General features: G+C 38.7%; 21 protein-coding genes. 14 read left to right on the top strand and 7 right to left on the bottom strand.

Going from position 1 to position 23,367, the window contains the following annotated elements:
* Positions 1-31: 31 nt before the first annotated feature.
* Positions 32-2,440: a glycoside hydrolase family 2 protein gene (locus tag ED622_RS02950; protein ID WP_122032466.1), complete on the bottom strand. Its 2,409-nt coding sequence runs from the start codon at positions 2,438-2,440 to the stop codon at positions 32-34.
* A gap of 521 nt (positions 2,441-2,961) precedes the next feature.
* Here ED622_RS02950 and ED622_RS02955 point away from each other — a divergent pair.
* The 3 genes from ED622_RS02955 (at position 2,962) to ED622_RS02965 (ending at position 5,861) form a co-directional block, all read left to right on the top strand.
* Positions 2,962-4,839: a methyl-accepting chemotaxis protein gene (locus ED622_RS02955; RefSeq protein WP_162922433.1), complete on the top strand. Its 1,878-nt coding sequence runs from the start codon at positions 2,962-2,964 to the stop codon at positions 4,837-4,839.
* 267 nt (positions 4,840-5,106) lie between these two features.
* Positions 5,107-5,394 carry a hypothetical protein gene (locus ED622_RS02960; protein WP_122032467.1) on the top strand — a complete coding sequence of 96 codons (288 nt, stop codon included), beginning with the start codon at positions 5,107-5,109 and terminating at the stop codon, positions 5,392-5,394.
* 38 nt (positions 5,395-5,432) lie between these two features.
* Positions 5,433-5,861: a hypothetical protein gene (locus ED622_RS02965; protein WP_122032468.1), complete on the top strand. Its 429-nt coding sequence runs from the start codon at positions 5,433-5,435 to the stop codon at positions 5,859-5,861.
* Here ED622_RS02965 and ED622_RS02970 read toward each other — a convergent pair.
* The gene (locus ED622_RS02970; protein ID WP_122032469.1) at positions 5,853-6,338 is read right to left on the bottom strand and encodes a hypothetical protein; all 486 of its coding nucleotides are present in this window, start codon (positions 6,336-6,338) and stop codon (positions 5,853-5,855) included. The genes ED622_RS02965 and ED622_RS02970 overlap by 9 nt on opposite strands.
* A gap of 451 nt (positions 6,339-6,789) precedes the next feature.
* On the opposite strand from ED622_RS02970, the gene ED622_RS20075 reads away from it, so the two are divergent.
* Positions 6,790-6,912, top strand: a complete 123-nt coding sequence (locus ED622_RS20075) for a hypothetical protein (RefSeq protein ID WP_256372588.1) — start codon at positions 6,790-6,792, stop codon at positions 6,910-6,912.
* Positions 6,913-6,967: 55 nt separating this feature from the next.
* Here ED622_RS20075 and ED622_RS02975 read toward each other — a convergent pair whose 3' ends face one another.
* Both ED622_RS02975 and ED622_RS02980 read right to left on the bottom strand, forming a co-directional pair.
* Entirely contained in the window at positions 6,968-8,749 is a 1,782-nt protein-coding gene (locus ED622_RS02975; RefSeq protein ID WP_122032470.1) for a methyl-accepting chemotaxis protein, read from the bottom strand.
* Positions 8,750-9,014: 265 nt separating this feature from the next.
* On the bottom strand, positions 9,015-9,704 hold the full coding sequence (locus tag ED622_RS02980; RefSeq protein WP_122032833.1) for a DNA-3-methyladenine glycosylase I: 690 nt from the start codon (positions 9,702-9,704) through the stop codon (positions 9,015-9,017).
* A 135-nt stretch (positions 9,705-9,839) separates the two neighbouring features.
* Here ED622_RS02980 and ED622_RS02985 point away from each other — a divergent pair, with 135 nt between their 5' ends.
* From ED622_RS02985 to ED622_RS03005, 5 genes are all read left to right on the top strand, one after another.
* Positions 9,840-11,018, top strand: coding sequence for a MerR family transcriptional regulator (locus ED622_RS02985; RefSeq protein ID WP_122032471.1), 1,179 nt, complete (start codon positions 9,840-9,842; stop codon positions 11,016-11,018).
* Between the two features lie 4 nt (positions 11,019-11,022).
* On the top strand, positions 11,023-11,559 hold the full coding sequence (locus ED622_RS02990; protein ID WP_122032472.1) for a GNAT family N-acetyltransferase: 537 nt from the start codon (positions 11,023-11,025) through the stop codon (positions 11,557-11,559).
* Between the two features lie 112 nt (positions 11,560-11,671).
* Positions 11,672-12,595 (top strand): Gfo/Idh/MocA family protein, encoded by a 924-nt coding sequence (locus ED622_RS02995; RefSeq protein WP_122032473.1) that lies wholly within the window; start codon positions 11,672-11,674, stop codon positions 12,593-12,595.
* A gap of 143 nt (positions 12,596-12,738) precedes the next feature.
* Entirely contained in the window at positions 12,739-13,566 is an 828-nt protein-coding gene (locus ED622_RS03000) for a CPBP family intramembrane glutamic endopeptidase (protein WP_122032474.1), read from the top strand.
* A gap of 93 nt (positions 13,567-13,659) precedes the next feature.
* Positions 13,660-14,616 (top strand): LysR family transcriptional regulator, encoded by a 957-nt coding sequence (locus ED622_RS03005; RefSeq protein WP_122032475.1) that lies wholly within the window; start codon positions 13,660-13,662, stop codon positions 14,614-14,616.
* Positions 14,617-14,676: 60 nt separating this feature from the next.
* Here the strand turns inward: ED622_RS03005 and ED622_RS03010 are convergent, their stop codons facing one another.
* Positions 14,677-15,336, bottom strand: a complete 660-nt coding sequence (locus tag ED622_RS03010; RefSeq protein ID WP_122032476.1) for a nitroreductase family protein — start codon at positions 15,334-15,336, stop codon at positions 14,677-14,679.
* A 152-nt stretch (positions 15,337-15,488) separates the two neighbouring features.
* A complete protein-coding gene (locus ED622_RS03015) occupies positions 15,489-17,102 on the bottom strand; it encodes a methyl-accepting chemotaxis protein (protein ID WP_122032477.1) in 1,614 nt (537 codons plus the stop codon).
* 408 nt (positions 17,103-17,510) lie between these two features.
* Between ED622_RS03015 and ED622_RS03020 the strand changes: the two genes are divergently transcribed.
* From ED622_RS03020 to ED622_RS03035, 4 genes are all read left to right on the top strand, one after another.
* On the top strand, positions 17,511-17,981 hold the full coding sequence (locus ED622_RS03020; RefSeq protein WP_174213426.1) for a hypothetical protein: 471 nt from the start codon (positions 17,511-17,513) through the stop codon (positions 17,979-17,981).
* A gap of 271 nt (positions 17,982-18,252) precedes the next feature.
* The gene (locus tag ED622_RS03025) at positions 18,253-18,522 is read left to right on the top strand and encodes a PTS sugar transporter subunit IIB (protein ID WP_122032479.1); all 270 of its coding nucleotides are present in this window, start codon (positions 18,253-18,255) and stop codon (positions 18,520-18,522) included.
* A gap of 12 nt (positions 18,523-18,534) precedes the next feature.
* Entirely contained in the window at positions 18,535-19,791 is a 1,257-nt protein-coding gene (locus ED622_RS03030; protein ID WP_122032480.1) for a PTS ascorbate transporter subunit IIC, read from the top strand.
* Positions 19,788-20,237 (top strand): PTS sugar transporter subunit IIA, encoded by a 450-nt coding sequence (locus ED622_RS03035; RefSeq protein ID WP_162922434.1) that lies wholly within the window; start codon positions 19,788-19,790, stop codon positions 20,235-20,237. The genes ED622_RS03030 and ED622_RS03035 overlap by 4 nt, the downstream gene beginning before the upstream one ends.
* Positions 20,238-20,324: 87 nt before the next feature.
* On the opposite strand, the gene ED622_RS03040 is transcribed toward ED622_RS03035, so the two are convergent.
* A complete protein-coding gene (locus ED622_RS03040) occupies positions 20,325-21,437 on the bottom strand; it encodes an NADH:flavin oxidoreductase (protein ID WP_122032482.1) in 1,113 nt (370 codons plus the stop codon).
* 338 nt (positions 21,438-21,775) lie between these two features.
* Between ED622_RS03040 and ED622_RS03045 the strand changes: the two genes are divergently transcribed.
* On the top strand, positions 21,776-23,242 hold the full coding sequence (locus ED622_RS03045; protein ID WP_122032483.1) for a peptide MFS transporter: 1,467 nt from the start codon (positions 21,776-21,778) through the stop codon (positions 23,240-23,242).
* The last annotated feature ends 125 nt before the right edge of the window (positions 23,243-23,367 follow it).

The following is a 23,367-nucleotide window of genomic DNA, read 5'->3' on the forward strand; positions in this document are numbered from 1 at the left end:
GAACAGCTAATTAATTACATTGGTATAAGAACTAATAACTGTTAGATAAATCATAGACTCGCAACGTGTTCGTGAGCGTTTCGAGATCATCTCCAATGTAGGTTATGGTGACTGGATTTTCAGGTAACAATGTAAAGCTTGAGTCACTAAATCTGCCCTTTCCATCGTGTTCTAAATGCACAAAAAAAGCAGGATTATCGGTTCGTAACGTAATGCTCGCGCCTTCTTGAACCACCTCAATATTCGCTTTTTTTAGAGTGAGCTGTTTTAATCGTTGATTTGCAAACCACGTATTTTGGAGCTGTTTTCCGTTAACGAATGCGTCAACAAAGAAGAAGCTGTTATTAGCACAATCGTGGTATTTCTCATGGCTTAATGACCAAATAACATCATTACCATCAGGCTCAATCGAGTAATTAATTGACCATTGTTTTAAGATCTCTCCATTAAAGTCCATCCAATAAACCGTACCATCAATATGATTTTCATTACGACAGTCATTTACCGCTCTAATACGAACCTCATTATTTGAGATCTCAAAAGGAAGGTATGTCGGTGCAAAAAATCGTTTAGCATGGTAGTGAAGTTGCTTCCATCGACCACTGTATTCAATGCTCGACCATGAACTGACAGGCCAGTTATCATTTAACTGCCAATACAACATGCCACGGCAAATTGGGCTAATTGCTCGCCAATAGTCACACCCTGTTTTAATCGCAATAGCTTGCTGCACTTGGCTTAAATACAGCATGTTTTCAAAGCTAGATGGGAAACGGAAATAGCGAGTAAACATCTCAGTGATGATGCTGTTTCCGCGGCCATTTTTTTGATGTGCTTCAAAGGTTGGAGAGGTGACGTTCCAATCTTCTTCAGGGACAAAGGTTTTCACCTCGGCAAAAGAGGGCCAAGATTGAAAGCCAAATTCAGAGCAAAAACGAGGCTTAATATCGAGATAGGCATCGAATGATTTACCTGAGTGCCAAACATCCCAAAAATGCATATCACCACGATTGTCGTTATGCCACGCATCACCAAAATCCATATCGCCATTACAAGGTGAGCTCGTCCAAAAACGACGGTTTGGGTCTTCCTCTGCAACCCATTTAGCAATATTTCGGTTTAAACGATCGTAATTAACCGTGTAGGTCGTCTTGTTGTTTTTAGATTCATCATACCAACCAATGGCACCAATGACTTCGTTATCACCACACCAAATTACAATAGATGGGTGATCTTTCAACCGTTGGATCTGTTGGCGAATTTCAGGCTCAACTTCATCTATAAAGGCATCAGTAGAAGGGTAGAGTGAGCAGGCAAACATCATGTCTTGCCAAACCATTAACCCTAGCTCATCACAGATGTCATAGAACATATCGGACTCATATTGCCCGCCGCCCCATACTCTGATCATGTTCATATTAGCGTCTTTCGCACTGCCTAATAATTCACGATAACGCACTTTTGATTCTCGGCTTGGCATGGCATCCATCGGGATCCAATTTGCCCCTTTTGAATTGATAGGAAAGCCATTAATGACAAACTCCATTGCTGAACCAATTTGGTCAGGCTTGTTGTTAAGTACTAGCTCTCTAAGACCGATTTTTTTAGAAATAGTCTGGTTATTAAGATCAACATGCAAAGAATATAAAGGCTGTTCACCATAGCCTGAAGGCCACCAAAGTTCAGGCTCTGTAATATGAAAACTAACCGTCGTCATCCCCGTTTTACTGGTGGTAGTCATCTGAATTTGATCGCCAAACGTCACCGTTATTTCATGATCAGCAATAGGATCATGGTTAATCGTGACATTAACTTCAACCCTATTTTGATGCCAAATCTGCTCTGTTTGGGCAGACAATAAAGTGATGTGTTCAATTACATCAATATAAACAGGATCATAAATACCAGAGACTAATAAACAGATCCCCCAATCCCATCCTGAATGGCATTGTGTTTTACGGATCAGATTCATGTGCGGCACTTTGTTATTACCTACCGCCCATGGAATAGGCATCGGTAAGGTTTCGGCTCGTTGCTCTCCTTCTTTATCAACTCTAGAAAAATGCACAGAGATGATATTGTCGCCCAGTTCAACAAACGGTTTGATATTGATGTGATGTAACTGAAACATATTGGTACTGTGTAACACCAGTTCACCATTAATGAATACATCGGCAAGGGTATCTAAGCGACTTAGATTTAATAGCAATGAAGAGGCATTGAGTTCTTGTTGCGACAAATAAAAAGTATGAGATAAATGCCAATCGCATTCTCTTACCCATTGAACGTCTTTCTCGTTCACTCCTTGGTAGGGATCAGTAATAATATTCGCATGATAGAGAGCTTGATAATTATCCCCTGGAATAGTCATGGGAATACAGATAGTTGGGTGTGTCGGAGAGGTCAGTGTCCAATCACCATTAAGAGAAACCTGCGACATAAAAAATCCTTCTGATGCCGTTGATATAGAGACCGTAAGTAAGGAGGGAGTGTATGTTTGAGATGAGAAAAAAAATGTGAGTTCACTCTCGGATAAGAGCGAACCATAGGCTTATTTTTCTATATATTAGAGTGAATGCACAAAATACTTATTGATACTTAACTGTTTAAGAGAGTTAGAAAAGTAGGCTGTTCTCATGTCCGGTCGCCACTTATCTGTGGCTTTCTTTTATTAACCATTACTTGAGTTATGCAATCCATTTGACTGATGGATAAAAAATTTCATCCATAAACAGATAAAGTCTTTTTCTTCGGTGCTCTGTATTTATAAAATCTTAAATTTATCAGTATTAACCATTGTAATAATGAGAGGTTGAATTTATTTTCATGGAATAGTAAACACAATATAGAAAATGCCATTCCAAAACCTTCAACTTAAGTGGTATGATATTCTGTTATATCTTGCTGTTGATACTATTATTATTAGCATGTGCGGAATTTTATAAACGGGTTAACATAAAAATGAATATTTCAATAAAGAACAAACTGACTATCATGTTTGTCGCAGTTATATTAATCATGGCTTCAATACAAACATACATGACGGGTAAGCAGTTAATGGAAGAAACGTATCGTTCTGTTAACCAGTTCTCCGCAGCAATTACCAAATCGAGTGTACTTGGTATCGAGAAATGGATTGACGGTAAAATTCAGATCTTACAAGCAACAGAACAAGCCTTTAACTATTCAGCAGAGCCAATCAGTTATTTTTCTCAATCGGAACATTCAGGCCGATTTGATATTACTTATGCAGGCCTTTCAACGGGTGAGTTTTATCAAAGTAAAAATATACCGGTACCTAATGGTTATGACCCACGAACTAGAGATTGGTACAACCAAGCGAAAAACTCAACCAATGCCATTGTTACGAGCCCTTATATTGATGTGGGTACAGGTAAGTTAGTGATTACTATTGCTGATTCATTCAATACTAATGGATACACAGGGGTTATTGGCGCAGACATTAGCATTCAAGCTATTGTTGATGATGTTTTGTCGATTAATCAAGATGGTGTAACTGCTTATCTTGTGGATAGTGATGGTAAATTTGTTGCTCACGATGACCGCAGTATGCTGCAAAAATCCGCGACAGTTTTAGGCAGTGGATTTACGATGAATAATATTGAGAAGTTGGCTCGTAATCATTCTCAATCAGAAGGCATCGTTAATGGCAAAGAGGCATTCATCACAGCAGCTAAAGAGACGACTTCTGGTTGGTACTTTATTGCTGTTGTTGATAAAGATCTTGCATTCGCCTCGGTTCGCAGCGTGATCCGTGATTCTGCATTTATGGTTGTTTTACAGCTGGTGATTATTGCCGCTTTAGCTATGTTTTTAATCAAGAAAGCACTGGCGCCATTGAATATATTAAGCAAAGCGATGGAAGATCTTTCTAAAGGAGAAGGTGACTTAACTCAGCGCATTGAAGTTGATTCAAAAGATGAAATTGGTCATTTAGCTGCTCATGTAAATGCCTTTATTGAGAAGTTGCACACCATCATTAAAGATATCGCAACATCATCATCAGAGCTTAACTCCCAATCAAAAGTAAGTACGCAGGTGGCATGTAAAACCAGTGATGGTTTAGCGATTCAAGTGAATGAAATCACTCAAATTGCAGCGGCAGTACATGAAATGTCCGCGACGGCTCAAGAAGTGGCTAATAACGCTCAGCTAACCGCAGAATCAGCAATTAACTCAACAGAAAGCTGCGAGCAAGGCAAGCAAGTCATTATTCGCAACCAAGAATCAATTACGAATCTAGCAAACCAAGTTGATAACGCGTCTGGGATAATTCAAGAGCTTGAAAGCAATGCTCAACAGATTAACACCATACTTTCAACCATCCGTGATATTGCTGAACAAACGAATCTATTAGCGCTAAATGCGGCGATAGAGGCAGCTCGCGCAGGTGATCAAGGTCGAGGTTTTGCGGTTGTGGCTGATGAAGTGCGTGTGCTTTCACAGCGAACTCACAGTTCAACAGATGAAATTCGCCAGATGATTGAAACATTGCAGCGCAATACCAATAGCGCAGTTCATAGTATGGACGAGAGTAAGAAGTTTGCTCAATCAAGTGTCGATGATGCAAATAATGCTACGACTGCATTAGAAGAAATCTCGTTTTCTATTCAACAAATCTCAGACATGGCAATGCAGATCTCAAATGCGGCAGCGGAGCAAAGAACCGTGACGGACGAAGTAAGCCAAAACATTCAATCAGCAAGTGATGTATCCGATCAAATGTCAAACGAAGCAAGCAATTCACAGCAGCTATCTGAAGAGTTGCGTGAGATCGCAACGCAGTTGAATAATCAAGTACACTTATTTAAATATTAAACGGTAATAAAAATAGTACCTATGCCTCTGTTGAACTTATTAATTATGTTATTTGTTAATAATCTTCAATGGAGGCATTTTTGTATACATTAATTGAGTATAGTGAGATATAGGTCTATTTTTGCTGAACTATCTATTGATTGTTTTGTTGTGAATAAATAGATTCATTCATAGGTTTTATAAAAAACGGTTAACTCTAAATAATAAAATATCGCATCCAATTTTAAATCATTTTTGAGACGTTTTATTTAATAGAGGAAACTAACTATGGCTAAATACCAATTCTTTTGCATTCCCAATAGCAATCGTAAGCAATACACCTTTCTTGATATGGCATCAAGCTCGTTCTTACAAGAGAAATCTGCGATTTTAGATCAAGGTTTTGAAGTAGAGGATGATGTCATCTATGCAGATACTCCTGAAGACGCTGTTGAAAAATTTAAATCAAATTTCATTTATGCGGTTGATGAATATGGTAAAGCAAATGTTAGTTATGGCTTTGTCGTCTTTCTACAATCGATCTATAAAATGATTTTTTCTAAGAAAGTTAAATAACTTATCGTAACAATAACAGTGCATGAAAAGGAAAAAGCATGGACAAGGTATTATTTGATTCGAAGAAATATCAGCTCACCGAAAGCAGTTTTACCTATCAAGGCCACAAGGAAAAATTAGAACATATTTTAAGTCTTAATATAATTCAGTGGGGGAGAAAAGAGCGTATTAAGTATGGAATGGGACTAGGCATATTCAGTGTGATCATGTTCTATACCATTGGCTGGTTTTTAATATTGCCAATCCTCGATGCGTTAAGTGGGAATGAGTTATCTGATTATTTAGTTGAAGCCGTTACTTCATTAGTTTTCATCTTTTTTAGTGTGTTAGGTTACCTTTCTCGTAAGGGATACACATTAGAGTTAGAGAAAGCCAATGGGAACAAAGGAACCATAGGAAAATGCATCCATCGATTAGATTTTGATAAGCTATTAGTGGCCTTTGTTGAGGCTAAAAAGCTAAAATAAATCGTTAAAAGATAGCTGAAGATGGTGCATGAAAATAACACCTTTGGAATCCGGCACAATGCCATTAACAACAGAAAAGGCGATTGTGTCGGTAATAGGGTAAGTAAAGATCAGTTGGGGTATTAAATAAAGACTAATGTCGTCATTAATGTAAGTGATTATTTGGTCTTTTTCATAACCAGTAACTACGCCAGCGACAGCACCTAAATGAACGGATAGATCGTATATTTTTACGCTATCCTCCATTAGAAACTTCCAACCCACTAACGTAGATTTGTTATGGTAAGAGTTAACAAAGTGCGCAACACTAAAGCCATTATTAATGCTTAATCCAATTAACTGGTGGCTTTCATTATAATCATAATCTCGGTCCACATAATGGTTACTGTAGCCTAAAAAAACGACTTCGACAGAGTTTGAATATGCATTAGTTGTAAAGAAAATTAAAAGTAAACCAGGCAGTGAAATCCATTTCATTCAGGCTCCTAAAAAGTAAGAAGGTAAAATGTAATGGTAGTCAGATAATCTTGATTTTTCTTGTTTATTTCTGGTTTTTTGGACTTATGCTATAAAAATAACATGACCACAAATACAATACCAAATACAGCTGGTTTCGCTATAAAACCACTCTTGATGCTGGCGACAACATGGGCAAATCATCTTATCCATATATCCTCACTTAATATTCTTTCTTTTATTAATTATGGAATCTATTTTCTTTTTGGCAAACCAATATTTGAGCTCATGAGGTTCATTTAGAGTTAACTAATGTTTTTATGTAACTGTTAGAAATAACAGTAACAATGTTTTGATAAATAGTCTTTTAAACCTCGATATTTAGTCATGTTTTTGGCGAGTGTCACATTTTGAATGTAACGAATAGAGGTAGAATAAGTTACCGAAACAAAAGTTTGCTCAAGGAGGAGTAATGTTTATATCGGAAGGGTTAAGTCCACTGACAGAATTAGTCATTTGGATGAGTTATGCAATAACCATTGTGATTGCAGTTCTCGGTGTCAGTATTTTGATCGAGTTCAATAAAAAAGAGTAAAATAAAAGACAGCGATATTTTCATATGGCTGTCTTTTTTAGTTTAAGGCTAGTTTCTAACTTGTCTTAAATTGTGAAACTTGCACCTTCATCTCTTCAGCTTGTTCTGCTACCTGTTGCAGCTCTGTTAAGCATGCTTGTGCTGAATTAATGTTGCTGTCAGTTAAGTCATTAAGCTCTGTAATAGTTTGGCTTACTTCGTTGGTTGTTGTGTTCTGCTCTTCAATGGCTGAAGCTATCTGAATTGATGAGTCAGAAATGGTCGACATATCCACGATGATTTTATTTAATATCGCTTCTGCACTGCTGGCTTTTTCAACCGAACTTTCACCTTGGTCACTGCATTTCTCAATATTCGTAACCACTTTATCCGTTTGAGTTTGAATGGATTCAATGATCGTTCGTATCTCTTCAGTCGATGATTGTGTTCTTGTGGCTAAAGAGCGAACTTCGTCAGCAACGACGGCAAATCCTCGACCTTGTTCACCAGCACGAGCGGCTTCAATTGCGGCATTAAGCGCTAGAAGATTAGTTTGTTCAGCAATACTTTGAATCATCTCAACCACACTACCTACTTGACCAACTAAACCGCTTAAATGCGAAATGTCTGTTTGGCTTAAGAGCAGAGTACTTGATAACTGAGAGATCTCCTGAGATGCCGCATGTAAGGTCTCTTGGCCTTCTGTAGCGTGTTGATGTGATTGAGTGGCATTACTTGCTGCAGCCTCAGTATTGTTCGCAATTTCAGCGACGGTTAGACTCATTTCATTGACTGCCGTTGCCATCATCATTGTATGTTGTGACTGCTGATCAAAATCGCGTAACACACCTTCTAATTGCTCTCTCATTTCAGACGCACTGCCTGCTAAATGAATTGATTTTTGTTGTGTATCACCAACCAGAGACTGAATGTTATCTAGTAATTGATTAAAACTTAACCCTATTTTACTGATCTCATCATTGCCCATATTTTGAGCACGTAATGAAATATTATTGGTATCAGTGATTTCTTTAATGACATTAGCTTGGTTTGAAATACGGCGAACAATCATTAATGAGAGTGTAATAGACAGGGCAATTAATGAGAGGATTAAAAAGCCAGAGACAAGGTATTTTTTCCAATTTAAATAGGCAATATGTTCATCCACTTTTTCGTTTAGCTCTTGAGCTAACAGAGAGAAATTACTTTCAACTTCAGAAGACTCTACACGAGTTTCGCCTTTCAAGCCTTGATCGTATTTTAAGCCTAATTTGATTTTTTGCTGAATTACCGCATTGGCCTGAGAAGCTAAGGAAAATAGCTCGCCAGTATAATTATTTAGCGTAATAAGGTTACCGTTAGCTACACTTTCATCAAAGCGTAGAATCCCTTCTAATAAACTGATGTTTTGCTGGCGAAACGCTTTAGAGAATAATATTTTTCGATTTTTATGATAATTGGCAAGCAATCCACCTTGCTGAGTTAGTCCTAATACTTGATAGGCACTAATAAGGTTTTTAAACGTGACTTGGTATTCTTCTAATTCTTTCTTTATTAGATCATTGCGCTCAAGTTTAATATCAAAATCATCAAATATTTGAGATATCTCTTGGCTCTTATCCATGAATTTTTGAGCATTTTTATCAAACTTCGTAAGGTATTTTAAATCCATTCTCGCCATAAAGTCTTTTTCATTACGACGCATATTAAGCAAATTAATTTCTAATTCTGCTAAATCTAAACGGGCTTGGTTTAGTTGGTTTGAATCTTGGCTGATTTTGTAAGCATACCCAAGGGTAAAGGTCATACCTAGAACACCGACTAGGCATAAAGAGTAAAGTATATGTTTAATTTTCATTTAATTGGCTGTCCATAATTTCGATTACTTTGCGACCATACCTACTATTTTGTAAATTATCAATAGTGTGAATATAGCATTGCAAATCATCGGATTTTTTGATGTGTTAGGGTGGTAAAGGAAATTAATGGATAGAGTTTTTTGGCCTGAATAATAAATAAAATGATAACCTTACATATATCATATGGATAAATTTAATTTTCAAAACAAAATAAGAGTCAAAATTGGGGGGATATTAGAATGCTCCCCCTTAGAATGAAGAAAATTACACGACTCGATTATCCCCACAGCTATAAGCAATTATTTGGCTAATTTCAGACAAAGATCGCCCTGACTCAGTTTTCCATTGGTTAAATGCTTGAGTTGCTGCTTGAAGTGCTCGCTTCGTATCTCGGCCACTATCAATAATATCGCAATGACGTAAATACCACTCTACATCGGAAGATAAAATGAAGGTATCGACACCCATTTGGCGTAATGCATAAGCACCAGTATTTCCACCTAAGCGTTTTCCGTGTTTTTTAAGATATGCCCATAACCCCGTAATATCGTCCTCAGGCCAATTTGCTACCATCTTGCCAAATGATCCATACCTTAAGCTTGCCATATTAATCATCATGGCATTAGCAGGGATCGTCATTACCTTAGTTAGATGGCGGATAATACGCGGATCTTTAGCTTTCTCCTCCCATGTTTCATCGGGTTGGAGTAGCAACGGTTGAATGCGAAATTGAAAGAAAACCTCTTCAAACTCAGGCCACTTTTTACGAACTACATTCCATGAAATACCACACTGAAAAACCTTTTCTGTAAATACTGCTAACCAACGATCATCAGGGATCGCGGCTAATTCTTCTGGTGATAATGGCTTATGTAGCATCAGCTCTAGTTGCGCTTCCCCACCTTTACGCTGTGCCGCTCGTTGATAAATGGATTCAAATTTTTCAATAGTCATGATTGTCTCTGATTTAAAAGCATGAAGAGATTGAAGCATAAATGGATCTATTTTTGTATTAAAAAGAGTGAACGCTTGACCTGTCTAAAGCTTCATAGTTTATAGTGTTTGTTATCAACCAAGAGGAAAGAGTGTATGTATCGTATTTCTGAGTTAGCACAGCACGTGGGATTAAGTCGTTCAACCTTGTTGTATTACGAGAAGTTAGGCCTGATTTCAGCAAAACGACAAGCCAATGGTTATCGCAGCTATTCAGAAAACGATCTTCAGCGTCTAGTGTTATTGCAACAACTGCAAGCAGGAGGCTTATCATTAAAAGAGTGTCAGGCTTGCTTAGAGGCCAAAATAGACAGAGAGAAGCTGCTGCATAGGCTAGATGTATTAGATGATGAAATCGCAAAGAAACAAAAAGCGAGAGAGCTTCTATCCTCAATGCTTGGTATGAACTCAATGAGAGAGTGGCATCAAACCATTGAACAACAAGCGCCTTCAGCACATTTAGAATGGCTAATAAAACAAGGGTTTGATGAAAAACAAGCCATGAGATTAAAGTGGTTATCAAAAGACATGAATGAACATGATCGTTATATGCAAGATTTTAACTTGGTATTTGAAGCGTTAGAAACGTGGGGGCCAGGCAGTAAAGCTGACAGGTTGAAAGCATTAAATATAGTACCGAACCAAATTGATACCATACTGGAAATTGGTTGTGGGCAAGGTATCGCGACTCAGATATTAGCGGAGAATACTCAAGCGACAATCACAGCGGTAGATAATGAAGAGTTTGCCCTAGACGCGTTAATGCAAAAAATGAAAGCAAAAGGCTTCGATAATAGGATCTCAACCCTTTGCGCCAACATGACAAGCCTACCTTGTGAAGCTGCAAGTTTTGATCTTATTTGGTCAGAGGGCAGTGCTTATATCATGGGAGTTGAAGCGGCATTAAAAGCGTGGAAACCGTTATTGAAAGAAGATGGTGTCCTTGTATTAAGTGACGCCGTATGGAGCGTTGATAAGCCAAAGCAAGAGAGCGTCGATTTTTGGCAAAAAGAATATCCAGACATGACAACTACGGCTGCTCGCATTAAGCAGGCAGAAGCCGCGGGTTATGAATTGATTGATACTTTCTCACTCAGCGAAGAAGCTTGGCAAGCCTATTACCGCCCATTAGAAGCAAGATTAAACGAGCTAAAAGAAGAATTATACGGATCTTCTGTGTTGGCTGATATCAAGCGCGAAATCGCAATTTTTCATCAAAGAGCCGGTGAGTATGATTACCAAATGTTTATATTAAAAAATTCAAAGATAGGATAAGACAATGAAATATTCTTTATATACAGCAACACAAACAAACGAGATTAACGCACTATTTACCAAAACTTTTTCTGACTCAGAAGGAGAGCAAGAGGGGCAGTTAATTGGTCAGTTAGTAGAAGATCTTATTGGAACCACTAAAGCTGAAGACTTATATGTATTTGTAGCAACAGAAAACGAGAAAGTAATAGGCAGTATTTTATTCACCAGACTGACTTTTGAAGTGGCTATCAGTGTCTTCTTACTTGCGCCAGTAGCTGTACATACTGATTATCAAGGTAAAGGCGTTGGTCAGGAGATGATTAATTTTGGCCTTCAAGCAATGAAAAAAGAGGGTGTGGAATTGGCGTTTACTTATGGTGATCCTAGCTTTTATTCAAAAGTGGCTTTCCAACCAGTAACAGAAGCGCAATTTAAAGCACCGCTTACCCTTAGTTACCCTCATGGCTGGTTAGCACAATCTCTAAGTGGTCAAGAGCTGATCGGGATTGATGGTGACTCTTCATGTGTTCCTGCGTTTAATAAACCGGAACTTTGGTGATTATGATTTTTGTTAATCATTACCGCTAGCTTTTCTATTTAATTCTTGATGGCAGTCTTATAAAGTTGTGATAGCGTTGCAGTATACCTATCGTATTTAAACAAGGATCATCATGAAAATTGGAATCATTGGCTTGGGTGATATTGCTCAAAAAGCGTACCTGCCTATCATCACACAGCTTGAGAATGTTCAGCCGGTTTTTTGTACTCGCAATCCAGAGGTACTTAAACAATTGGCACAGAAATATCGTGTGGATCAATATTGTGAAGATTACCAAGAGCTATTAACTTTGGGCGTTGATGCGGTAATGATCCATGCGGCTACTCGCGTGCATTTTGACATCGCCTCCTTCTTTCTTAAAAATGGAGTACCTACCTTTGTAGATAAACCGTTAGCGGATTCAGCAGAAGAGGTTGAGCAACTTTACACTGTTGCTGCCAAGCATAATCAGCCACTCTATGTTGGTTTTAATCGTCGCCACATCCCGCTCTATAATCAACATTTACCAGAGTTGGCAAACGGAGAAGTAGGTCAGCTACGCTCACTGCGCTGGGAGAAACACCGTCATGCTTTGCCGGGTGATCTTCGCACTTTTATTTTTGATGATTTTATCCATCCATTAGACAGTATCAACTTAAATGCTCAGGCGACGATTGATGATTTGTATATCACACATCAAATGCAAGGCAATCAACTAGCAAGATTAGATGTGCAATGGCAAGTTGGTGAGACTTTATTGCATGCTTCAATGGATCGTCATTTTGGCATCACAACAGAGCGAGTATCGGCAAGTTATGTAAATCAAGCCGTTGAATTTAACTCTTTTGTTGAAGGGAAAATCTGGCATAACAGTACAGAGCAAAAGCTTTCTCTTAAAGATTGGACGCCAATGCTAACCAGTAAAGGATTTGACCATATGATCCAAGATTGGATTAGTGTTGTAGAGAAAGGGAAGTTAGCCACAACAACGGTAGATCGTAATATTGCCAGTCATCAATTAGCAGAACGCATTTATCAAAAGATCCTTGGTAAGTAACAGTAAAATAAAGAAAAATATATCCGTAAATGTATACTAATAGCCAAATATATTGATGATAATGATATTCATTTGTCTTTCTATAAAATCTATTACCCTGTATTATTTCCATCAATTTTTATTGTTGTTTTGTAGGTATTATTTTGGTCTTTGATTTTTCGATGTGGATTTGGATATCACTTGCTTTAGCTATTGTTCTGGCTTTTGTCCAACAAATGAAAGCGAGTTTTATTTTACTTGGAATAAGTTTAATCGGTGCAATTATAGAGCAGAGATTAAATTTTACAGGACTAGCTGGGGTGATGGTCGGCTTAGTCATTGCTTATAAAGCACCAAATTTAGAGCGTAAGTGGCAGTATGGCGCTTATGCTTTTATTTTTATTTGGTCGATTGCGTTGTTCCTACATTTTATCCCCGGTTTTAATAATGCTAAAGTTTTAGATTCTGTCGTTTCTGGACCATTAAGTATTCCGTTTACGATGTATTTGAACTTAGATAAGCCGCTGATATTTTTTGGATTGTTACTGGCTTACCCTGCTTTATTAGGTAAAAAAGACACCTTCAACAAACAAGCATTAATGCTTATTGCTGTTCCCTTATTTGCTTTACTGCCTCTTGCGTGGGGATTAGGGGCATTAAAGCCAGAGTTTACAATTCCAAGTTGGTGGTGGGTATTTGCTTTAAATAATTTATTACTGACTTGTGTTGCAGAAGAGGCTTTTTTCCGTGGTTTTATTCAACAAGAATTAGGGAAACGTTTTGGCTGGGTTTTAGGGATAGCAGTAGCAAGTGTATTGTTTGGCTTAGCGCATATTGGCGGTGGCTGGTTGCTCGTTGCTTTTGCTACCTTAGCAGGCGTTGGATATGGTTTAGCGTTTCATTACAGCAATCGTTTATGGGTCGCGGTCGGTTTCCACTTTTTGTTTAACTTTTTACATCTAGTGTTTTTTACTTATCCATTGATGCGTTGATAGCACTTTATATTTAGACAAAGATGATAGGCTTTAGTTAATGATTTATAATGTCATTAGTTAACGCCTCTCTATTTAAACAAAGGATCCGTCATGTCTCTGGTTAATCAGCTTTCACTCTTTATTGATGTTGTACAACAAGGCTCGTTTACCAAAGCCGCTGCGCTGCATGATATGGACAATTCAACGCTTTCTAAGCAGATAAAAAAATTAGAGACAGAGCTTGGAGTGCAACTACTCAATCGCTCGACTCGTTCCTTTTCTTTAACTCCTGCCGGTGAAGAGATCTTAGAGCAAGCTCATCAACTGGTTAACACCATCGGCCATGTACAAACTATTGCTGATTCTTATCATGCAGAGCCAAAAGGTCGTATTCGAATAACAGCACCAGTGCATATTGGACAGCAATATCTGCAACCTGTGATCAGTAAATTCATGAAATCGTACCCAGATGTAGAGATTGTGCTGCTAATGGACGACAAACGCTCTGACATTATAACCGATCACTTCGATGTCGCTTTTCGCTTAGGTCGTTTAGATGATTCAAGTTTGATTGCCAAAAAAATAGCGGATATTCGTGCGGTTGTTTTAGCCTCTCATGAATTCATTGAGCAATATGGGGAGCCTAGCACCCCAGAAGAATTGGTCAGTTTGCCTTCTGTTATCTATAGCAATGGTACGCTAACAGTGGATACTGTTAGGTTTAGTGAAACACCAGATTCAAAGCAGTTTAAAAACTACAAGATGAAGGGGAACTACAAGGTGAATGACGTAAGAACTTTATTGGAAGGTGTAAAAGATGGTTTAGGTTATGCCGTTATCGCCTCTTCCAATTTAGCTTGTTCAATTGAAGAGATGAAACTAAAACCGTTATTAACGAATTATGCTATTTGTAATAAAGGGCTTGCGGTTTATGCCTTATATCCACACAGAAAACAGACCGCGTTAGTGAGAGAGTTTATTGCGGCAGTGAAAGAGTATATTGGAGAGTCACCTCGTTGGGAGCAACATATCCCAAATTTTGAAACCATGTACCAAATCCATAAATAAAAATAACCCCACTCAAAAGAGCAGGGTTAACGTAATATTCATTTCTGTAACTATCTATTCTTAAAGAACCGTAATCACATCTTCCATAGCTAGACGTGCTTTTGGAAGACCGTGGTTATAATCTTCAACTTCTTTGTGGTAACCCAGAGCAAGAGCAAAATCACACACATAGCCATCAAGTTCGTCTTTAAACTCTTCGCCAATTAGTTGAGCATCAACGCCTTCCATAGAAGTAGAAGCAATACCCATACGTGCAAGTGTGTGCAGCGTGTTACCTAAAGCGATGTAAGATTGTGCTTTAGTCCAGTTGCCATTAAAGCCATTTTCATCAGTATTCAACTCAACAAAACCGTAAGCACCATCAAGCATGTCGTTGTAACGCTCAGCAGGAAGGTGCCCAGAACTTACTTCAGCATCAACCACTTTACGGTATTGGTCTTTATCAAATTTCGGGTTGTGTGCAAACAAAATTGTATGCGACGCTTCTTTTGCATGCGGCTGGTTAAACTGGAACATATTCGCAAACGTACCGTGGAAACGCTCTTTTGCTACATCACTTTCAAGAACAATGAATTTCCATGGTTGTGAGTTAATTGAAGAAGCAGACAGGCGGATTGCCTCTTTAATCACATCCATATCTTCTGCAGAGATACGTTTAGTTGCATCGTATTTTTTTGCTGTGTAACGAGTGTTTAAATCGGCAATAATTGGGTGAGTCATATCTACTTCCTAAATTCGGTGAACAAAAGCGTAAGAGGGAACATCCGACCTACGCGCTGTTGATGGGTGTAAGATAAACAAAACTCGCTAAGAGAGAAATAGCGTAATTACCCAATAACTATGGAAGAAAAGTTCCATAATGATGTAATTAGCTATCGCTTGTTAGATAAAGTGAACTGATTAAGTAATACTTCCAACCTATCTGCCAATTGTTCTAGCCCGACACTGATATCTCTGGTTTGCTCCGCAGAGTGTGAGGTGTCGTTGGCGTGTTGGGTAATGATCTCTACTTTTGTCTGCACATCTTGAGTTAAGCGAGTCGTCGTTTGAGTCTGTTGCTGTATTTGAGTTGCATGCTGTAGCACTTGTTGCATTTCACTTACCATCGTATTAATCGTCAGTGATAATTCTTCAATTTCAGATGATCGTTGATGAGCAAGGGCGCAGACAGTATCAACAGATTGCAGAGAAGACTCACTGCCTTTTTGTAGATCTGAAATAATAGTTCGTATATTACCGGTAGCTTCTGCGGTACGAGAAGATAAGAGTCTGACTTCATCAGCAACAACGGCAAATCCTCGTCCTTGGTCACCTGCTCGTGCAGCTTCAATTGCGGCATTAAGGGCGAGTAAATTAGTTTGTTCAGCAATGCCATTAATGACCTCTAGAATAGAAGACACTTGGCCAGTACGTTGATTAAGCTCTGAGATCTTGTCTTTTACTGATTCAATATCACCCACCAGAATATTGATATCCTGACTAGCTAGGTGTGCCTGTTCAGCACTGGCTTGAGCAACTTCTGTTGTATGATTTATTAATGCTGATGTATTCAATGTTGCTTGTTCAACATTCATTTGTTCGCTTTGCATACTTTCAATATTGTTCTGAACCTCAGCGGTTTCACACTGCTGATTGCTGGCGGCTTTATTTGTAATTTGAGCGACATTTGTTAATTGAGAAGCAGAGCCAGAGAGAGAATGAGATGTTTCTTGGACTCTAATTAAGCTATCAGAGACGGTATCCATAAAAGAGTTGATTGCCTGTGCTAACGTACCTACCTCATCATTTTGTTTGTTATCTAATCGTAAAGAGAGGTTTTTATTTTCACTCACTGTTGCCATGTAAGCAGAGGTTTGTTGAATTGGGCGGATAACTATTTTTCGTATTAACCACATCGTGATCATAAAACCACCAAAAGAAATACTAGCCATAATTACAATCGCTAAAAAAGTCTGTTTGCTGATAAGTTTATTTACGTTGCTAAGGTTATATTCTAATCGAATAGCGCCCAAAACTTCACCTTCAGGAGTCATGTGGCACGCTACACAATTGGTTCCACGGTAATCTTTACTTGATTTCATTGGTAAAGCGACAACTAAACCTCGACCCCAATCGGCACTAAATGCTTCTATAACCGTTTCTCCAGCAAGCGCTCTACGATCAATGTCATCAACAGGGATTTGGTTTTTGTTTCCAGGTCCATAAAGTTTACTTACTGATTCTGAACGTAGAACACGAACTTGTTCGATCCCATCTTGAGCCAGTGATTTTTGTCGTAAGGTTTCTTTTTGAGACATAGTCCCTGTTAGCATCATCATATTTAAACTATCAAAATAGTTACTTGCTTTGTCATGAAGTTGTTCACTTAGCATGACATTAATGAGGTTTTTCTGCTGGAAATACTGATAAGTTGTCGATACCACGAGCACGCAAGTAAAAACACTTAGTAAAGTAATGAGAAGTTTAGAGGTAATTGTTGAGAACATAGGGCTATTTATAATAATTATTTAGAATTGTGTAACTATATAGTTAACTGTTAATGGGGGCTAAGAGTTCGATTCTGTAATGTGACCATAAACAAAACAGGGTTATTGTTATGTGACAAATGTTCTGTACACAGTCTTGTCCTGTCATGGATATCGCCCCCTAATTAATGAAATTAACACTAGAAGAGCGATTTTCCTGCAAAATAAGAACCATTCCTAAGAGTAGGATAAATACAATATTTTAGATTATGCTTTATATATAAGCGTGAGTTGTAACCTAAATGATAGATTTATCTTGATGTTTTATATGTATATACTCTCGGTGGGCTAAGCCGATCTAGGTGCAAAAGAGTGTGCTTTGATTTGTTAAGGTGTGTGAGATAGGAAGGACAGATGTTAGCAAAGAAGATGGACGCGCCGCTAGATATGCAAAATGGCGCAAGGTTTAAAACCAAAAAGCACGGCTATGTTACCGTGATCGAATACTACAATACGCATACCGTGATTGTAGCGTTTGAGAATACAGGGAATGTTCGTGCGATTAGCGCTGCTAAATTAAGAAGTGGTCAATTGGCTGATCGTTCAGTGCCGCCTGAATCCATAATGGTGGGGGAAAAAATAGAGTCAGTAAAACATGGCTTATTAACCATTGTTCAAGTGGAGTCAGAAAACATTGTTCTCTTAACCGATGAAAAAGGTGAAGAAGTACGAATGCTATTACCTGCCGTACAAAAAATGAAGCTCAAAGCAGGCGAAGGCGAAATACAAAAAGAAGAGCCGAAAATGCCAATGTCATTAAGCGCGCTAACAAAACGAAATAAAAAGACCAAAGACGTAAATAATCTATTGAAAAAAATGCTGACAGATTACGGGAAATAACAGACTAATACTTATTGATTATTTTTACAGGTCGAATTAAAAAAGCTCATCCATTTATAAATACAACACCCATCACAGTTTCAAATTCCTCAGAAAAAATTAACAAAGCTTTTTGTTAATAAGACCGTATTAAGTAGATCTGCATCACAATCTCATTTTGGCTTTGTGATTTAGATCTATTTAAATCTTCGATTTACCCATTAAGATTCTCAACATAATAAATAGGGAATGAATGTTACATTCCAAATTAATCCTACAGAGAGTATATAAAATGAAAAAGATCTTAGTTGTATGTGGTAACGGTTTAGGCACTTCATTAATGATGGAAATGGCCGTAAAAGATGTAATTAAAAAAGTAGGTTTTGAAGCAGAAGTTGATCACGAAGATCTATCATCAGCAACATCAAGCAACGCTGATATCTGGGTTGCAGCAACGGATGTAGCAAGTCAATTAGAAGAAGCTGGCAAACAGAATATCATTAGTCTTAAAAATATTTTTGACAAAGTGTCTATTGAAGAGCAACTAAAAGCATTCATGTAAGGTCTTATTATTATGATAAATTTCTTTGAATTCATGCTCGGCTTATTAAAAGAGCCAGCAATCATGGTGGGCCTTATTGCTTTTATTGGCCTTGTTGCTCAAAAGTCTGATATATCAACGATTCTAAAAGGTACCATCAAAACCGTAATGGGATTCTTAATTCTAGGTTTTGGTGCTGGTGCATTAGTTGGCGCATTAAATAACTTTTCAGTGGTATTTACCGAAGCCTTTGGTGTAAGTGGTGTTATTCCAAATAACGAAGCGATTGTGGCATTAGCACAAGAAGCGTTTGGTTATGAAATGGCATTAATTATGTTCTTCTCATTTATTGTGAATATCGTACTGGCTCGTATTACTCCTTTAAAATATATATTTTTAACGGGCCACCACACCATGTTTATGTCGATGCTTGTTGCGGTAATTTTATCAACAGCAGATATTACAGGTACAACGTTAGTTGCAGTAGGCTCTATCATTGTTGGTTCGCTAATGGTTATCATGCCAGCGATTGCTCAAAAATATACTGAAAAAGTAATGGGCACAGACCAACTTGCAATGGGTCACTTCTCAACGTTATCTTATGTGGTTTCAGGCTATATTGGCAGCAAGTTTGGTGATACATCAAAATCAACAGAAGACATTAACGTACCAAAAAGCCTAATGTTCTTACGTGATACGCCAGTGGCTGTTGCTGCAACTATGGCATTGTTCTTCTTATTGGCTTCTAGCTTTGCTGGTGGTGAATTTGTTGAGAGTGTATCTGGTGGGCAAAACTGGGTGGTATTCACCTTTATGCAATCACTTACTTTTGCTGGCGGTGTTTACATCGTACTTCAAGGTGTAAAAATGTTGATTGCTGAGATTGTTCCAGCGTTTAAAGGCATTTCAGACACATTAGTTCCAGGTGCAAAACCTGCGCTAGATTGCCCAATGGTATTCCCTGTTGCGCCTAACGCGGTATTAATTGGCTTCTTATCTTCATTCTCTGCTGGCCTATTAATGATGGGTGTACAAGGCATGATGGGATGGACGATTATTGTTGCTGGTGTTGTTCCTCACTTCTTCGTGGGCGGCGCTTCTGGTGTATACGGTAATGCAACGGGTGGTTTACGTGGTGCTATCTTAGGTTCATTTACACAAGGTATTTGTATCTCTATCTTGCCAATGTTACTGCTTCCGGTACTTGGTGGTTTAGGATTAGAAGCAACAACCTTCTCTGATTTTGACTTTGGTGTTGTTGGTCTACTACTTGGATGGTTTGTATCATGAGTTTATTAGAATTAATTGGTGACGACGGTATCGTTATCACATCTGAAAGCAATTTAAGTGTCGATTCAGCGTTAGCGCTAACGTGTTCAGTATTGCTAAAAAACGGAAAGATTGAACCAAGTTATTTAGAAGCCATCAAACAGAAACACAATGAAATTGGTGCTTACTATGTGCTTGCTCCTAAAATTGCAATGCCACACGCAAGACCTGAAGATGGGGTAAACGAAGCGGCGCTTCAAATCACCGTGTTTAAGAATGGTGTGAACCTAGAGTCAGAAGACAATGGCGATGTGTACTTTTCAGTGACATTAGCCGCGATGGATTCAGACAGCCATATCAATACTATTATGGCGTTATCTGAGTTGTTCCAAAACGATGAAGATATCGAGGCAATCATCAATTCAGATAGCCAAAGTGACATCGTTGAGATCCTAAAAAAATACTAGAATTCCCCTCTAGTAAATCAAACTAAAACGCCGCAGTTAATACCTGCGGCGTTTTTTTGTTTTGGCGATTTAAACCATTAATCTATCTTACGCTTGGTCTTTCTTTGGTTTTCTCTTTTTATACACCACGCAGAAATTACCGCGTTTGGTGCGACACTTAGAACAACGCTCGCAATCCACTTCTGCTCTGCTGCCTTCTTTCCAGCGCTTAATTAACTGAGGCTCAGCAAGCAAAGGGCGTGATAAAGCAAAATATTGAATATTGGTGTTCTCTGCAATGGCTTCAATCGCACCAATATCGTTAAGACCACCCACCGTAATCACAGGGATAGATATATCTTCACTGATTACCGCACCATACTCACGGAAATAGCCTTCATCTTGCAGCGTATAACCATCGAACGATTCGCCAATCATGGTGCTCGCATTGCCGTGAATATTGCCTGAAACGATAATGGCATCAACCCCAATCTCTTCCAGTTTTTTACAGATAAGGCGAGTGTCATCAAAGGTTAAGCCGCCATCAAAAAACTCCGTGGCCGTTAGCTTAACTAAGATAGGGAAATCATTACCCACTAATTCTCTGATCTTGGCATAAATCTCAATTAAGAATCTCATGCGGTTTTCTAAGCTACCGCCGTATTCATCTTCACGACGGTTATAATATGGGCTTAAAAATTGATTGATTAAATAAGTGTGCGCCGCGTGAATTTCAACGCCATCAAAACCAGACTCTTGTGCTCGTCGGCTTGCTTGAGCAAAAGCATCAACAATGTAATCAATCTCATCTTTAGTCATCGCTTTACCAAGAGTTTGCGTGCCTCTTTCGCATACGTCACTTGGTGCAAAGATCACACGCTCGCCGACGTTATACGTGGTTTTTGTGCCACCATACGCCAGTTGCATCGCAATCTTAGAATCATACTTGTGCACTAACTCAGTCAGCTTTTGGTATTCAGCAATAAAAGAGTCGTTGTACATGCCCATCATGCCTGCATTAGGTTTTTCTTCCTCAACGATATTTGCATAACCTGTCACTATTAAGCCGACTTCACCTTGGGCTAGCTCTTCATAGATATCGTAAAGTTTGTCTGTCATATGGCCATCTTCAGTTGCCATATTTTCCCACGTTGCACTTCGAACAAAGCGGTTCTTTAGTGTCATGTTGCCAATCTGGGTTTGTGTAAACAAAGTGCTCAAGTGCAATCCTCTAGAAGTGTTCTGTCATGTCGTTGGGATAAAAGGGCGGCAATAGTAGCGCTAAGAAAAGAGCAAAACCTTAATCTATATTAAGAAGTGGGCATATCAGTCGCTAAAAAGGCAAAAAAAAGCGCTATTTTTAGCAATGAGACTGAGCTGAGTTATTGTCAAAATCAGTCTGTTTTCTTACCTTCATTTTTGAAAACTTATGTTACACGGGATTTGCCGCAAATTTCTTGGTGTTTTTATCGTTGCTGTGTATGTTTAGCCAATATTAGTGAATAAGTACCAGTAGATAATAGTGATACTTATTCGATGAAACCATCATGGGACAGCAGATGAACACGATCAAACAACCTAAAGGGCTATTCCACATTATTGCGATTCAAATGTGGGAGTTTTTCAGCTATTACGGCATGCGCTCTTTATTGATCCTTTTCTTAACCGAAAAGCTATTAATGTCAGATCAACATGCTTACGCCTTATATGGAGCCTATACCTCACTGGTATACGTGACGCCAATCATTGGTGGTTATCTAGCGGATAAATATTTAGGTAACTATTGGTCAGTGATCTTAGGTGGCTTATTGATGGTTGGGGGGCACTTTGTTCTCAGTATTCCAAGTAGCGATCACACCACACTCTATGTAGCACTTTCATTGATTATCTGTGGCTACGGTTTCTTTAAAACCAACTCAAGCTGTTTGTTAGGCGAGTTATACCAAACTAAAGAGCAAGAGCACGGACGTGAAGCTGGCTTCTCTATCTCTTATATTGGTGGCAACATCGGCTCAATGATTGCACCTATCTTATGTGGTTTTGCAGCCATGAAATGGGGATGGCACATCGGCTTTTCATTGGCAGGGGTAGGAATGCTTATTGGCTTGGGGGTATTTATCTCAGGTCGTAAAAACTTTGCTCATGTAAGCCAGCCGAACTTCACTGCACTGCAACAAAAGAGTGCGGGGATCCCTCATTGGTCTCTACTGATTATCGCTATTGCTGTGGCGACATTAGGCTTAGTATTTGTACTTGAAAACTTATGGGCAGGTTACATCTTATTTGTGATTTGTTTCATCTCAGTGGTTCACATCATCAACTTATATCGTAAAAGTGATGCAGAAGATCGCCAAAAGCTAAACTCAATTATGTACTTCATGCTCTTTGGTACCGTGTTTTGGGCATTTGATCAACAAGGCGGCAGCTCAATTAGCTTGTTCATTGAGCGCAACATCAACACCAATATTGGCGGCTTTACCATTCCAACCGCGTTCTTCCAAGCCATTAACCCTGTTGCGGTTATTGTTGGTGGTGCAGCTGTAGCATGGTTATGGAAAATATTAGATTCAAAAAGTATCTCAGTAAGAACACTGACCAAATTGAATATCGGTCTTTTACTGTTAACCGCAGGCTTTAGCTTGATTACCTTGTCATCAAAACTAGCGATGGCAAGCGGTGAGACAACCTTCGTTTGGTTAATGGTTGGCTTATTGTGTATTGGTGTTGCTGAGCTGTTTATTGACCCAGTCGCACTTGCTGCCATTACTCGCTTAAACCCACAAGGCGCAACAGGTACATTAGCGGGTATCTATATGCTTGCAGGAGGCTCTGTGGCGAACTACTTAGCGGCAGATATTGCTCAGTTCACTTCAACAGACACAAGTGCGAACGCAGATGCATTAGATCTGATTGTCTCAGCAACGCAATATCACCACGTATTTCAAAGTATCTTATTTGTGACTATCGGTGTGTTTGTATTAGGTCTGCTTGTCGATTTCAAACACCGTAAACAAGCAGCAATGTAACTTCCACTTCATATAAACGAATCCCTAAAACAACAGCAGAGAATCACCTCTGCTGTTACCTCATTTAAAACTTCTTTTAAGATTAAATACTTATCTAGAGCAGTATTTATTTCCTTCCCTAATAA

It is taken from the genome of Aliivibrio sp. EL58 (genome assembly GCF_900312675.1).
Taxonomy (GTDB): domain Bacteria; phylum Pseudomonadota; class Gammaproteobacteria; order Enterobacterales; family Vibrionaceae; genus Aliivibrio.

What these genes read in the sequence shown, in the direction of transcription:
- ED622_RS02950 (WP_122032466.1), bottom strand. Translation starts at nt 2,440, where the DNA reads ATGTCGCAGGTTTCTCTTAATGGTGATTGGACACTGACCTCTCCGACA.
- ED622_RS02990 (WP_122032472.1), top strand. Translation starts at nt 11,023, where the DNA reads ATGAAATATTCTTTATATACAGCAACACAAACAAACGAGATTAACGCA.
- ED622_RS03045 (WP_122032483.1), top strand. Translation starts at nt 21,776, where the DNA reads ATGAACACGATCAAACAACCTAAAGGGCTATTCCACATTATTGCGATT.
- ED622_RS03025 (WP_122032479.1), top strand. Translation starts at nt 18,253, where the DNA reads ATGAAAAAGATCTTAGTTGTATGTGGTAACGGTTTAGGCACTTCATTA.
- ED622_RS03010 (WP_122032476.1), bottom strand. Translation starts at nt 15,336, where the DNA reads ATGACTCACCCAATTATTGCCGATTTAAACACTCGTTACACAGCAAAA.
- ED622_RS02970 (WP_122032469.1), bottom strand. Translation starts at nt 6,338, where the DNA reads ATGAAATGGATTTCACTGCCTGGTTTACTTTTAATTTTCTTTACAACT.
- ED622_RS03015 (WP_122032477.1), bottom strand. Translation starts at nt 17,102, where the DNA reads ATGTTCTCAACAATTACCTCTAAACTTCTCATTACTTTACTAAGTGTT.
- ED622_RS02965 (WP_122032468.1), top strand. Translation starts at nt 5,433, where the DNA reads ATGGACAAGGTATTATTTGATTCGAAGAAATATCAGCTCACCGAAAGC.
- ED622_RS02985 (WP_122032471.1), top strand. Translation starts at nt 9,840, where the DNA reads ATGTATCGTATTTCTGAGTTAGCACAGCACGTGGGATTAAGTCGTTCA.
- ED622_RS02975 (WP_122032470.1), bottom strand. Translation starts at nt 8,749, where the DNA reads ATGAAAATTAAACATATACTTTACTCTTTATGCCTAGTCGGTGTTCTA.
- ED622_RS20075 (WP_256372588.1), top strand. Translation starts at nt 6,790, where the DNA reads ATGTTTATATCGGAAGGGTTAAGTCCACTGACAGAATTAGTCATTTGG.
- ED622_RS03035 (WP_162922434.1), top strand. Translation starts at nt 19,788, where the DNA reads ATGAGTTTATTAGAATTAATTGGTGACGACGGTATCGTTATCACATCT.
- ED622_RS03020 (WP_174213426.1), top strand. Translation starts at nt 17,511, where the DNA reads ATGGACGCGCCGCTAGATATGCAAAATGGCGCAAGGTTTAAAACCAAA.
- ED622_RS02955 (WP_162922433.1), top strand. Translation starts at nt 2,962, where the DNA reads ATGAATATTTCAATAAAGAACAAACTGACTATCATGTTTGTCGCAGTT.
- ED622_RS03005 (WP_122032475.1), top strand. Translation starts at nt 13,660, where the DNA reads ATGTCTCTGGTTAATCAGCTTTCACTCTTTATTGATGTTGTACAACAA.
- ED622_RS03030 (WP_122032480.1), top strand. Translation starts at nt 18,535, where the DNA reads ATGATAAATTTCTTTGAATTCATGCTCGGCTTATTAAAAGAGCCAGCA.
- ED622_RS02980 (WP_122032833.1), bottom strand. Translation starts at nt 9,704, where the DNA reads ATGACTATTGAAAAATTTGAATCCATTTATCAACGAGCGGCACAGCGT.
- ED622_RS02960 (WP_122032467.1), top strand. Translation starts at nt 5,107, where the DNA reads ATGGCTAAATACCAATTCTTTTGCATTCCCAATAGCAATCGTAAGCAA.
- ED622_RS02995 (WP_122032473.1), top strand. Translation starts at nt 11,672, where the DNA reads ATGAAAATTGGAATCATTGGCTTGGGTGATATTGCTCAAAAAGCGTAC.